12 protein-coding genes are annotated in these 11,437 nt (G+C 56.0%); 8 read left to right on the top strand and 4 right to left on the bottom strand.

Annotated features, from left to right (window positions below; all coding sequences use genetic code 11):
• On the bottom strand, positions 1 to 842 hold an 842-nt coding region (locus QZ326_RS08140; protein ID WP_295743718.1), incomplete at its 3' end, for a sugar kinase.
• A 14-nt stretch (positions 843 to 856) separates the two neighbouring features.
• A complete protein-coding gene (gene eda, locus QZ326_RS08135) occupies positions 857 to 1,816 on the bottom strand; it encodes a bifunctional 4-hydroxy-2-oxoglutarate aldolase/2-dehydro-3-deoxy-phosphogluconate aldolase (protein WP_295743714.1) in 960 nt (319 codons plus the stop codon).
• On the opposite strand from eda, the gene QZ326_RS08130 reads away from it, so the two are divergent.
• From QZ326_RS08130 to QZ326_RS08105, 6 genes are all read left to right on the top strand, one after another.
• Positions 1,808 to 2,086, top strand: a complete 279-nt coding sequence (locus QZ326_RS08130; protein ID WP_295743711.1) for a TRAP transporter small permease subunit — start codon at positions 1,808 to 1,810, stop codon at positions 2,084 to 2,086. The genes eda and QZ326_RS08130 overlap by 9 nt on opposite strands.
• A 3-nt stretch (positions 2,087 to 2,089) precedes the next feature.
• Entirely contained in the window at positions 2,090 to 3,391 is a 1,302-nt protein-coding gene (locus QZ326_RS08125) for a TRAP transporter large permease (protein WP_295743708.1), read from the top strand.
• 218 nt (positions 3,392 to 3,609) lie between these two features.
• Positions 3,610 to 4,104 carry a VOC family protein gene (locus QZ326_RS08120; protein ID WP_295743706.1) on the top strand — a complete coding sequence of 165 codons (495 nt, stop codon included), beginning with the start codon at positions 3,610 to 3,612 and terminating at the stop codon, positions 4,102 to 4,104.
• A 20-nt stretch (positions 4,105 to 4,124) separates the two neighbouring features.
• Complete coding sequence (locus tag QZ326_RS08115; RefSeq protein ID WP_295743721.1) at positions 4,125 to 5,240, top strand: iron-containing alcohol dehydrogenase; 1,116 nt, start codon at positions 4,125 to 4,127, stop codon at positions 5,238 to 5,240.
• A gap of 15 nt (positions 5,241 to 5,255) precedes the next feature.
• Positions 5,256 to 5,780, top strand: a complete 525-nt coding sequence (locus tag QZ326_RS08110; protein WP_295743704.1) for a VOC family protein — start codon at positions 5,256 to 5,258, stop codon at positions 5,778 to 5,780.
• A gap of 18 nt (positions 5,781 to 5,798) precedes the next feature.
• Positions 5,799 to 6,845, top strand: a complete 1,047-nt coding sequence (locus QZ326_RS08105) for a zinc-binding dehydrogenase (protein WP_295743701.1) — start codon at positions 5,799 to 5,801, stop codon at positions 6,843 to 6,845.
• Positions 6,846 to 6,887: 42 nt separating this feature from the next.
• Here QZ326_RS08105 and QZ326_RS08100 read toward each other — a convergent pair whose 3' ends face one another.
• Positions 6,888 to 7,820, bottom strand: a complete 933-nt coding sequence (locus QZ326_RS08100; RefSeq protein WP_295743698.1) for a LysR family transcriptional regulator — start codon at positions 7,818 to 7,820, stop codon at positions 6,888 to 6,890.
• Between the two features lie 12 nt (positions 7,821 to 7,832).
• Positions 7,833 to 8,777 carry a LysR substrate-binding domain-containing protein gene (locus QZ326_RS08095; RefSeq protein ID WP_295743695.1) on the bottom strand — a complete coding sequence of 315 codons (945 nt, stop codon included), beginning with the start codon at positions 8,775 to 8,777 and terminating at the stop codon, positions 7,833 to 7,835.
• A 278-nt stretch (positions 8,778 to 9,055) separates the two neighbouring features.
• Here QZ326_RS08095 and QZ326_RS08090 point away from each other — a divergent pair, with 278 nt between their 5' ends.
• Both QZ326_RS08090 and QZ326_RS08085 read left to right on the top strand, forming a co-directional pair.
• A complete protein-coding gene (locus QZ326_RS08090) occupies positions 9,056 to 9,988 on the top strand; it encodes a sugar phosphate isomerase/epimerase (protein WP_295743691.1) in 933 nt (310 codons plus the stop codon).
• Positions 9,985 to 10,827, top strand: coding sequence for a sugar phosphate isomerase/epimerase (locus QZ326_RS08085; RefSeq protein WP_295743688.1), 843 nt, complete (start codon positions 9,985 to 9,987; stop codon positions 10,825 to 10,827). The genes QZ326_RS08090 and QZ326_RS08085 overlap by 4 nt, the downstream gene beginning before the upstream one ends.
• Positions 10,828 to 11,437: the final 610 nt, after the last annotated feature.

The raw sequence follows: 11,437 nt of genomic DNA, 5'->3' as shown, positions 1-11,437 counted from the left end.
CCGCCCACCCGGTCGATGATGTGCAGCTCGTACTTCTTGGAGAAGCAGTACTCGTCCTTGGCCACGTTGTAGAGCATGGCGCTCCAGCCGTTGTCAAAGGCGGAGTGGCTCTCCCGCAGAGTAATGGCCACCATTTCAAAGCCGAACTTGCCGGCCAGCTGCTTGGCCACGGATTTGTAGCCCTCGTGGTTTAAAGAGCCGCCGGTGATGTCGGTGGCCTCGGCCTCGATGCCGAAGACGTCCTTGGCGTCCTCCTCGTTGGAGATACACACGTCTACGTACTGGCACAGGTCGGTCATGGCCGCCCGGGCCTGTTCCCGGGTCCACAGCTTGCCCCGGTAGTTCAGGTCGCAGGAAATCTTGACGCCTTTGGCCTTGGCGGTCTTGCAGGCCTCCCGGCAGATGTCGGCCACATTGGGGCCCAGAGCCGGGGTGATGCCGGTGAAGTGGAACCACTCCGCGCCCTCAAAAATCTTGTTCCAGTCAAAGTCGGCGGCAGCGGCCTCCTGAATGGCGGAGTGGGCCCGGTCATAGATACAGACGCTGCCCCGCTGGGAGGCGCCCTTTTCGTTGAAGTAGATGCCAACCCGGTCGCCGCCCCGGACAATCAGGGAGGTGTCCACGCCATAGCGGCGCAGGGAGTTGACGGCGGCCTGCCCGATGGCGTGGGCGGGGAGCTTGGTGACGTAGGCGGCGTCCAGACCGTAGTTGGCCAGGGAGACGGCCACGTTGGCCTCGCCGCCGCCGAAACTGAATTCCAGGTGATCCGCCTGGACAAAGCGCTCGTAGTTGTAGGGCTGGAGCCGGATCATCAGCTCGCCGAAGGTAACAACTTTAGCCATATTGACTCTCCTCCTTATTTCCCCGCCAGATGGATGGCGAAGCCGCCGATGCTGTCCTTGAGATAAATGGCCTTGGTCCTGCCCCTGCCGTCCGTCTTGCGGGTGGACTCGTCAAACTCCACGCCCTGGAGGCCCAGGTGGTAGATGGCCCGGTCCACACTGTTGGTACCGATGGCGATATGGCCTTTTTCGCCAAGGAACGGCCGCTTCATGCACTCCACGGCGGAGCCGGCAAAGATGGAGGAATTGCCCGGCCTGTACTCCAGCCCGAACAGGGCGCAGAAAGCCCGGGCGGTCTTTTCAGCGTTCTCCTCATCGGCACAGTTGAGGCCGATATGCCGCAGCTCAAAGCCCAGCATGGTTTTCACGGCATCTTTGCAGATGGTTGTGATCTCATCCCACTTCTCGCCCTCGATCAGATCTTTTTTCACCATCCAGGTGCCGCCGCAGGCGGTGATGCGGTCAAAGGACAGGTAGTCCATCAGATTCTTGGTGTTTACACCGCCTGTGGGCATGAAGCTGAGCGGCAGCACCGGGGCCAAAGCCTTTAGGAAGGCCACGCCGCCGGACTGCTCGGCGGGAAAGAACTTGACGATCTTCAGCCCGGCATTGACGGCCCGGGTCATGTCGGAGGCGTTGACGCAGCCGGGGAAGACGGGGATGTTTTTCTCGACGCAGTGGTTTACCAGCGCCTCGTTGTAGCCGGGGGAGACGATGAACTTTGCCCCGGCGGCGATGGCCCGGTCGCATTGGTCCAGGTTCAGCACGGTGCCCGCGCCCACCAGTACCTCGGGGCAGTTCCGGGCAATCTGGCGGATGGCCTCCTCGCCGGCGGCAGTGCGGAAGGTGACCTCGGCGGCGGGGAGGCCGCCGGCAGTCAGAGCCCTGGCCAGGGGGACCGCTTTCGCTGCGTCTTCAATGGCGATGACGGGTATAATGCCGATATTTGATACGGTCTGAAAAATATGATCCATATCCTCAACGTGGTAGACCGAATCGGACAGGTCATCGTACTGGGCGTTATGATCTTCTTCACGCATTATTTCTGGATCTATATGCAGAAGATCGGGAAAATGGGCACAGTCTCCAACACAATGGGCTTCAAAATGACGCTGCCTATGACATTTGTTTTCATCGGCTGCGGCCTAATTATTCTGCACACGATATTCAATATTTTGCTGCCCCGGGAGTATTGGTTTGGCGCTGAAAAGCCCGCGGCGGCGATTGAGGAAGAGGAGGCGTGAGAGATGCAGGTATTGGTTCTATTTCTCATTGTGTTTCTTGCCGCCTCACTGCTGCTCCGGGTTCCGGTGGCGTTTGGAATCGGCCTGGGCGGCGCGGTGGTGTTCACGGTCTATGGTTATTCCATGAACAGCTTCTCCCAGACCGCGTTTTACGGTCTGGACAACTTCTCCCTGCTGGCCATCCCATTCTTTTTGTTCGCAGGCGCAATTATGGAATACTCCGGTATTTCCAAAAGCATTTTCAATTTCATCGACGCATTTGTGGGCCGGGTCCGGGCGAGCACCGGAACGGTAGCTGTGTTTGCCTGTGCGCTGTTCGGCGCACTGACAGGGTCCACCCAGGCCACCATTGCCGCTATTGGCAAGATCGTGTTCCCTGAGATGGACAAAAGGGGCTATGAGCCGGCCTATCAGGCGGCGCTGATGGCGTCCGCCGGCTTCCTGGGGGTTTTGATTCCCCCGAGCATGACCGGCATTATCTATGCGACCGCCTCCGGCATCAGCATAGCCGACGCATGGATGTGTACGCTGATTCCGGGGATTTTGCTGGCGGCTTTGTTCAGTATTGTAAACTATTTTCACAGAATTAAGGTTGAACCCAAGGTGGAAGAGCCTTTCGTTATCAGCCAGTACGTCAAACACATCGGTGTGAGCACCAAGAACGCCTTTTGGGCGCTGCTGATGCCGGTGATTATCTTCGGCGGAATTTATGGCGGCATCTTCACAGCAACCGAGGCCGGCGCCATTTCCGCCCTGTATGGCCTGATTTACTATTTTATCCGGCGGAAGACCAGGCCGGAGAGCGTTTCCGGCAGCCTGAGGGATATGATGATGTTCACCATCAGCCTTACCGGTGTGATTCTGCTGATTATGGCCTTTGCCAACGTGGCCTGCAAGGCCATCGCTTTTTCCGGCATTTCCCAGCAGCTGGTTGTCCTCATTACGGAAAATATCAGTTCCCCCATCGTGTTCCTGCTGATCGTCAATGTGCTGTTCATTATCTGCGGAATGTTCATCGACAGCAACGCCGCCATTTTGCTGTTTGTGCCGCTCCTGACTCCCATCGCGGATGCCTATGGCATCAATCAGGTGCAAATGGCCGGCATTATCCTGGTGAACCTGTGCATGGGCGCCATCTCCCCGCCTTTCTGCGTCAATGTGTTCGTGACCACTAAGCTGAAAAAGACGCAGTATGTGGAGGTCGTTCACTACATTTGGCCGTTCCTCGGCTGCTGCGCCGGAGTGCTGATTCTGATGATGTTTATTCCCGGCCTGTCTACATGGCTGCCCGCACTGCTAAAATAACGCGGGCCGGCGGACCTTTTTCCGCCGCTCCGCGTTGATTTTCCCTGCCATGCGCAAAATATAGCGGCCTCAAATCGCCTTGACCGGCAAAAAAATCTCGCGCCGTCGGGTATTTTGCCATTGATCAAACAAGGCCTAAATAACATGATATGCTTACAAAAAACCGATGCGCGGACGCGTGATCGGTTTTTTGTAAAAGCAGAAAAGGAGTATATGCCATGAACCGTACCGAAAAACAGATTTTTCAAGTGGTTTGTGTCGTCCATGCGCTGGAGACCACTCTTGAGAGCTGGAAAAGACTGGTTGATTTTTGCTGGGAGTCCATCAAGGATGCCTCCAATCAGATATCCCAGGCCTGCTGCCTCTATCACGGCAAGGAGGTGCCATGTCCGGTTAAAGCGGTACGGTTTGATCTGGGCGGGATTGATATGGTGCTGATAGAACCGCTGAACAAACAGGGAGGTGACCCATACTCCGACAGCCTTCTGGCCCACGGGCAGGGCTTTCACCATCTGGGTATCTACGCGGAGGAACAGGCGGAGCTGCTGAAGCAGTACGCTGCGGCGGGGCTCCGTCCGGCCTGTGAGATGATCCTGGAAGAAGGGCATTATCAGCTGTTTGACTTTACGGAAGAGATGGGCTTTTCCATGACGCTGTGGGACCGTATGGTTGGCCCCTGCGGGCCGCGGAATGCCCGGGGTTTTACCATTTGAGGGGGGGATGCACAGTGCAGATGTTTTGCGTGCGGCCTGTAGTCAGCTGTTTTGAAAAATTCTATGACTTTGCAGAGGCTTTCTCTGTGGGGGAGGGCGATCTGCTTTTTACGGAGAGCGTGTTATACGAGAGGTCTGCGCGGTCCCTCTCCTGTCAGGTGCTGCTAAAGGACCAATACGGCCCCGGCGAGCCTACAGAGAGCATGATCGACGCTATTTTGCAGGACATCGCTGCACTCCCGGTTCATCGCGTGATCGCCATGGGCGGAGGGAGCGTCATCGACACCGCCAAGATTCTATGTGTCAAAAACGCCTATCCCTGCCGGAGGGTCATGGAGCAGACAATTCCTCTGATATTGGATAAGGAGCTCATTGCTCTGCCGACCACCTGCGGAACCGGCAGCGAGGTCACCTTCGGCGGAATCGTCACCATGGAGGATACCGGCCTGAAAATGGGCGTGCTGGCGCCGGAGTTATCTGCGGCCCATGCGGTGCTGGTGCCGGAGCTGCTCTCCGGCCTGCCCTGGCGCACGTTCATTCACTGCTCGGTGGACGCGCTGGGACACGCCATGGAATCCTATGTCTCCGCCACTGGAGGAAATGAGATGGCACGCGCCATGGGAGCACGCGCTATTACGCTTCTGATGGACGGTTACGCCGCCCTGACTCTGAGCGGGGAAGCTGCCAGGGCCGGTTTGGAAAAGCAGTTTCTAACGGCCAGCTGCCTTGCCGGTATGGCCGTCAACAACGGCGGAGCCGGGCCTGTCCATGCGCTGGCCTATCCCGTTGGGGAGCGCTGTAAGATGCCCCACGGAGAGGCTATCTGTCAATTTCTGACAGCGGTGTTTACACATTATGAAGAGGCGGCGGACGGCCCGCTGTTGGAAGAACTGCGGCAGCTCTTGATTCCGGCGCTGCGCAGAACTGGCTTGGATACGGCAGCTCCGTTTGCCGGGCTGGAACGCCTGCTGAATCAGCTCTGCCCGCCCCGGAGGCTTCGGGAAGCCGGAATGACCGAAGCGGACATTGCTCCCTTCGTCGAGAGTATTTTCCAGACAAAGCAAAGGCTTTTGACCGCCAGCTATGTGCCGTTTACACCGGCGGAGGCTGAAATGGTCTACCGCCTTCGGCTGTGAAAGGAGTTACCGGTTATGACAAAGCTGAAATTGGATCTGGTCTGTCAGGTAGCCGTAGTTGTGCGGGATCTGGAAGAGGGCTTGGCGCAGATGCGCAGATGGCTGGGGATTGACGAAAGCTCCCTGACCTTTGGCAAGTCGCTGGAGCTGATTCACGAGGGCAAGCTGGAACCGCAGATCTATCACGGCGTCCAGGGTGAATATGCCTATCAGCAGGCGAACTTCTTTATGGGCGGTATGGATATTGAGATGTTCGCCCCGGTGGAGGGGAGCGCCGGCGGTCCAATCAATGACTTTTTAGAGGAGCACGGTCCGGGGATTCACCACTTGAATATTCGCCTGGCAAACCGGGAGGAGGGTCTGCGGTTTCTGCGGGAAGAGGTGGGGAAGACCCCCCTGATGGAGGGGTACTTCCTTGGGCGGCACTTTGCCTATTTCGATATGCGGGAGGAGCTTGGCATCACCTTTGAGGTGGGCAGCCGTGTCGTCGGGCCCCGCGCCTCCATGCCGGAGGAGGCGCTTCAGGCTCTGATTCAATAAAGAGGGGGAGACATCGATATGAAAGCATTGCTCTATCAAAAGCCGGGCCGTGTCAACGGAGGTATCATCGAGATGCCGGAGCCGGTCTGCGGAGATCATCAGGTGGTGATCCGCGTCAAGGCCTGCGGCATCTGTAAACCGGCGGATACCAGCCATGACCGGAACGGCGCGGTTTTGGGCCGCTACCCGGTCATTCCAGGGCATGAATTCTCCGGTGTTGTGGAGCGGGTAGGCAAAGAGGTGCGCCGTTTCCAGCCGGGGGACAGGGTCACGGCGGACAATGGGATGCCGTGCTGGACGTGCTACCACTGTCAGCGTGGAGAATTCTCCTTTTGCGAGGACTATCAGGCCATTGGCCACAGTGTCAACGGTGCCATGGCGGAGCTGGTCGCCGTGAATGAGAGCCATGTCTATGCCATTCCCGATAATGTCTCTTTCAAGGCGGCAGCCTTAACAGAGCTTGTGGGCTGCTGTTTTCGGTGCATCGAGCGGTGTGAGATTCCCTGCTCCGCGGACGTCCTGATCCTGGGCTGCGGCGCCAGCGGAAATTTGATGGCCCAACTGGCAAAGGGGACTGCGGCCGGTACCGTGACGGCGTTGGACTGCCAGATGAACAAGCTGGAGCGTATCGCCAGCCGGGGGGTGTCCACCATTCTGGCAGATCCCAGCGACTTCAGCATCCATGAGGCGATCCTGCGGAAACGCTTCCCTCACGGGCTGGACTATATCATCGACACCATTGGAAACGCGGAGCTGTCTGAGCGCAGTATTTCCCTGCTGAAAGCGGGGGGAACCTTCGCCAATTACTCCTTCCCTGCCACGGAGAAGCGAACGGTTTCGCTGGATATGGGACTGTTTGTCCGCAAGGAACTGAATTACATCGGGAGTACCTTCCAGCACCATAGCTTCAGCAAATGTCTTGCCGCCATGGCTGCCGGAAAGATCGATCCGGAGCTCTCCATTACACATACGTTCCCACTGGAACAATATTTCGAAGCGCTGGATTTGAATTGGGCGGACCCTGCTTCTATCAAGATCATCATCGAGCCCAATGGCGGGGAATAAAAAAAGAGGGCCGCCAGATGCAGCCGGCGGCCTCTTTCAAAATCAATCAATTCGCCTGGCCAGCGGAGATACGAGCGCCGAAGCGTCGGGGTCCTGTTCCATCCGCTCCATGGCGAAGCTGATGAAACAGTTGACCCCCCTGGAGGTGTAGACATTCTTTTTCGTAATCAGCTCCAGCCAGTGGTCCATGATCGGATGCCGAACCTCCAGAAGATGAATATCTGGAAAGGAGAACCGCTTGAAAATTGAGCGGGGCTGGAAAGAAATTCCATAGTTCAGCCGGACCATTTGGACAATAAAGTCCCACCGGGCGGAATACAGGGCAATCTTGGGGTCAAATCCCACCTCCCGGCAGGCATAGCGCATGGAGTGGTAGGTGGAAAAGCTGCTGTCAGAGACGATAAAAGTCTCGTTTTTCAGCTCGCCCACAGAGACCGCATCCCGCCTGGATAAAGGATGATGGCTGCTGACCGCCAAACAGTAGCTGTCATGTATAAATTTAACGTGGTCAAACTTATCCTCCGGGACCGGTGCGCTGGCGCAGCCGACATCCAGTGCGCCAGATTCCACGGCGTCCATAATATCCTGACTGCCAGCCTCTGTGACGCAGACCTTGATGCCGGGGTATTGCGTAGAAAAGGAGGCAATCAGTTCTCCAAAATAGCAAATTCCCGCTATGGGAGGGAAGCCTACAAAAATTTGTCCCTGACAGGCACGGTCGTTCAGGTGCAGAGATTCTGTAATGCTGTCATACTCATGGATTACGCGGAGGACCTTTTTCAGCAGGGCCTCTCCGGCATCGGTGAGCCGCTGCCGGTGCTGAAAAGTGTAAAAAAGTTCCGTTCCCAGCTCGCTTTCCATCCGTTGGATAATTTTGCTGAGGGTTGGCTGAGAAATGCACAGCTTTGCGGCGGCAACAGAGTAACTGCCGTCCTTTGCGGCCTGCGCAAAGCATTTTAACTCATGAATATCCAAGGCAGCGCCTCCTCATCGTGCGGCTTCCGGAAACAGCCGGCCGGTCTGGCCCGCTATGGAGGCAAAGCCCTTTTGACGCATCCGTTCGCTGACAAAGTCAATGAAGCACACTGTGTTTCTGGAGAGATAGCGTTTCTTTTTGGTGATCAGGACAAGGTCTTGATACCGCATCAGATGGTCCACCTCCAGCAGGCGGATATCCGGGTAAGAGAATCGCTGAAAGAGGGACTGCGGAAGGAAGGAGATTCCGTAATTCAGCCGCACCAGCTGGATGATGAAGTCCCACTGCGTGGAGAGCAGCCGGAGTTTTGGCTCAAAACCCGCATCGCGTAGCGCGGCGCAGATGTCGTGGTGAGTGGAAAACTCTGTGCCCAGCAGCACAAAAAATTCGTCTTTCAGTTCCGGAAGGGTAATCCGCCGTTTGTCCGCCAGCGGGTGGACGTCGCTGACCACAAGGCGAGAGATGTCCCGCACAAAGGGCCAGAGCTCAAACCGCTCTTCGGATACCGGCATGACAGCGCACCCGATATCCAAAGTACCGGACTCCACATCGGCCATGATCCGCTGGGCGCCGCCCTCCTTAATACACAGCTTGATATTCGGATAGGCTTTGGAGAACTCGGCAATCAGCTCACAGAAAAAGCAGGTGCCTGCCACAGCCGGAAAGCCCAGGAAAACCTGACCCTGATAGGCGTCCTCATCCAGCTGGACTGCGTTGGCGATGCCGTCGTACTCACTGATGACCCGCAGGGCTTTTTCGTAGAGACGATGGCCGGCCTCTGTCAGCTTCTGTTGGCGCTGGCAGGTGTAGAACAGCTTGAACCCAAGCTCGTTTTCCATTTTCTGAATAACCTTGCTCAGCGCGGGCTGGGAGATGTACAGCTTTTCTGCCGCTGCGGAGTAGCTGGCAGAGGACGCAATCTGAGCAAAATACTTTAGCTCCCGGATATCCAACAAGGCTCACCCCTTCGATACACCGCCGCCACATGCCGCCGGAAAACCCCAGCGCGGCGTTTGATATGTTATGGTACAAACTCGGTTCCTCTCATGGAGATACGCCTTTTTCGGATGCCTCATGAGCGGCGCAAATCAAGCTAAAATAATGATTTTTTAATTATTATAACACAGTTCGGCCTGTTTATCAACACTGCCCATTTGATTTCGGGACTTTTGGGAGGATTGACAGGGCTTCGTTCATATTTGGGAGTTTTACGAATCAATTAAGGAGGTTCTATATGAAAGCATATCGGTTTGGCGCCTGTGAACACACATTTCCCTGCTGGGGTGCTCTGGCAGTGCAAATGGCGCATGAGGCGGGCTTTGAGGGGCTACAGCTCGCAGATGCCGGGGGATATCTTCAACCACATCCGGGAAACAGCGGTTATGTGGAGTACGAGCGGTATGGCTTGGATCTCAGAAGAAAGGATTCCTTCCCCCTGACCTTCCGTCGTGTACAGGAGGATTATCTGGAGGCGGCGGCTTCCTGGCAAATGGAGCTTGTCTCGATCTATCTGTACACCCTGGACTATCAGGGCTTTATAAAATACAGCAAAAACACGCCGCAGGGTGGACAGTGCCTGGAGAGCATCCGGAGCGGGGTAGCCGCCGCGGAGCAGATGGGAATTACCTCCATTACGATTGCGGTGAAGGGGACCTTTGGTACAGCCCAGAACCAATATGCCCTGGAAAACCTGCGCTACGCGGTGGAACAGGGCGAGTGCCATGGCATTCGGATCGCGGTATCCACCGACCTGGCTCCAGATGCGGTGCGCCTGCTGCTGGATACCTTTGATGGAAAAGTGAAGCTGGCGATGGACACCTACACGCCGCTTATCTGCACTTCCGATATACCTGCGGACCTGATTCGTTCCTTTGGAGCAGAACCAGTGGACCACTTTCGGGTACGGGATTTCCCCCCCGACAAAGAGGGCTTTCCTGCCACAGAGGAGGCGAGCCTGCTCGGACAGGGAATCGCGCGCTTCGCGGAGGCAGCGCAGGCCGTTCAAGACACGGGATACACGGGGTGGATTTTTTCGGATACGCCGTATTACCATCCTAAACTCCAAGCTCCGGGGGAGGATTATGTGTCGCTGGCCCACAGGGATGTCCACGCTCTGCAAACAGCATTTCAAAGCAAAACAAAATCAGCCGGGGAGGATATGATATGAGCGGATTCAAGTTTGGAGCGTGTGAATGGAGCTTTCCCTGCTGGGGCGCGCTGGCGCTGAAAATGGCCCGCGAGGCCGGCTTTACCGGTATGCAGCTGGGGGATGCAGGAGGATCCCTGCACGCCTATCCGCTGACGGACCGGCGTGTACAAGAGCACTATCTGGAGGCTGCGTCCAAGTATGGCATTGAGCTGCTGTCCATCCATCTGTACACGTTGGGCCACCAGGGATATGTCCGGCACAGTCCCGACTCGCCGGAGGGGAGAATCTGCCGGGAGAGCATTGAGAAGGGAATTATTGCGGCACATCAGATGGGAATTCCCACAGTCATTGTGGACGGGATGCGTATGAACACGGCGGCAAAGCGCCGGCACGTATTTGAGATGGAACGCTGTGCCGCGGAGATTGCGGATGCCTATGGGGTCAATATCGCTATGGAGACAGACATGACCTTGGAGGAGCATGTGGCGTTTCTAGATGGATTGGGCGGCAGGGTAACGCTCTGCTTTGATACGCATAATCCAATGATGTATGGAACCGGAAAGCCGGCGGACCTGATCCGCGCACTGGGGAAGGAGCGCATAGACCACTTCCATATGAAGGAGTCTCGTCCCAATGAGGACGGATATATTACGGTGGAGACACCCATCGTTCTGTTGGGGCAGGGCATCACTGAGTTCCGGGAGTCCGTGGAGGCCATCCAGGAAATTGGGTATTCCGGCTGGATTATCTCTGAGAATTTTTACTACCGGCCTAACCTGACCTGTGGGGGAGAGGACCCGGTCGATCTGGCCAGACGGGACGTGGAGACGCTTCAGGCGGCCTTTGGAACTGAGTAAAGTGAATCAGGAAAGTCAGGACCACCCGTATAACGGGAGGACTGCACTTGCCCTATAAGGGCGTGATATTGTCCGCACCTCAAGGCGCAGCGAAACGGTCTGGCGACCACATATTCTTAGAAGCTGTACCAATAACCGAAATATGGGAACTTATGGGCCAAAATTGCCGTTGAGAAGGCAAAAATCGCAGGAATACGCTGTGTATTTCAAGAATTCTGAGTGCGGCACAGTGGAAAAGATCCACCGCTTTTCAAACAAGGCCGATTGGTACAGCTTCGAGCCCCCCAAAAAATTTCGTGTAAACGACGGACTTATGAGGCCTTGTCAAATGCCGCAGATATAATAAACTGCGAAAAGCCTGCTCGACCTAGCAGTATTGCTTTGGATTGGGGAATAACCCGGCGGGCAAGAGATGGAAGTATCGAGTATGGTTGTCGAGCAAAATATTTACCAAACCATAGTAAGCCCTATGCCGGGAGTTCTGAAAAGCTGGCCCGAGAGTTCAATGCAGTGGCGGTCTATGCGCATATTCCGGAAAGATTCAATATTAGATAAACCGGGAAGTTTTGAGCGTTTTCTATAAATATCCGCCAGAGATTCGGAAGACCAT

Origin of the sequence: uncultured Oscillibacter sp., assembly GCF_910587525.1 — a bacterium.
Classification (GTDB): Bacteria; Bacillota; Clostridia; order Oscillospirales; family Oscillospiraceae; genus Oscillibacter.
This window is presented reverse-complemented; position numbering and strand designations above follow the sequence as displayed.

Bases quoted from the DNA above. Each gene is read 5' to 3' on its own strand.
- QZ326_RS08130 (WP_295743711.1), top strand. From the start codon at position 1,808: ATGATCCATATCCTCAACGTGGTAGACCGAATCGGACAGGTCATCGTA.
- eda (WP_295743714.1), bottom strand. From the start codon at position 1,816: ATGGATCATATTTTTCAGACCGTATCAAATATCGGCATTATACCCGTC.
- QZ326_RS08125 (WP_295743708.1), top strand. From the start codon at position 2,090: ATGCAGGTATTGGTTCTATTTCTCATTGTGTTTCTTGCCGCCTCACTG.
- QZ326_RS08120 (WP_295743706.1), top strand. From the start codon at position 3,610: ATGAACCGTACCGAAAAACAGATTTTTCAAGTGGTTTGTGTCGTCCAT.
- QZ326_RS08115 (WP_295743721.1), top strand. From the start codon at position 4,125: ATGTTTTGCGTGCGGCCTGTAGTCAGCTGTTTTGAAAAATTCTATGAC.
- QZ326_RS08110 (WP_295743704.1), top strand. From the start codon at position 5,256: ATGACAAAGCTGAAATTGGATCTGGTCTGTCAGGTAGCCGTAGTTGTG.
- QZ326_RS08105 (WP_295743701.1), top strand. From the start codon at position 5,799: ATGAAAGCATTGCTCTATCAAAAGCCGGGCCGTGTCAACGGAGGTATC.
- QZ326_RS08090 (WP_295743691.1), top strand. From the start codon at position 9,056: ATGAAAGCATATCGGTTTGGCGCCTGTGAACACACATTTCCCTGCTGG.
- QZ326_RS08085 (WP_295743688.1), top strand. From the start codon at position 9,985: ATGAGCGGATTCAAGTTTGGAGCGTGTGAATGGAGCTTTCCCTGCTGG.